This window comes from Microbacterium sp. ZXX196 (assembly GCF_009709595.1).
Lineage (GTDB): Bacteria > Actinomycetota > Actinomycetes > Actinomycetales > Microbacteriaceae > Microbacterium > Microbacterium excoecariae.
The window spans coordinates 1-278 of record NZ_WMEE01000123.1 but is presented as its reverse complement, the minus strand read 5'-3'; the positions used below and the strand labels follow the sequence as shown (position 1 = coordinate 278).

The following is a 278-nucleotide window of genomic DNA, read 5'->3' as shown; positions in this document are numbered from 1 at the left end:
ATGGCTGCGATATCCGGCCGCACGCACTGGTATTAATGAAACCACTGGCAGGAATCGGCAATGTGGCCGCGAATGAGAAATATTCCCGTCCCGGCGGATATCCCACGTCACTGGATGTATTGAAGTTCCTGGGCGGAGATACGGATCTGGAAGCTATAAAAAAGGTGAATGAAAAGTTTTGGAAAAAATTCGATTCTGCGGATTGGGGAGAATCAAAATTTATCATTTCCTATATGATCGAAGATGATTTTGAAAGCGGTGTATATGAGGAAATGCTT

1 protein-coding gene is annotated in these 278 nt (G+C 44.2%); it reads left to right on the top strand.

What is annotated here, in order from left to right; genetic code table 11:
• The coding region (locus GJQ66_RS12495) for an accessory Sec system protein Asp2 (protein WP_230379595.1) at positions 1 to 278 on the top strand (278 nt) is incomplete at both ends.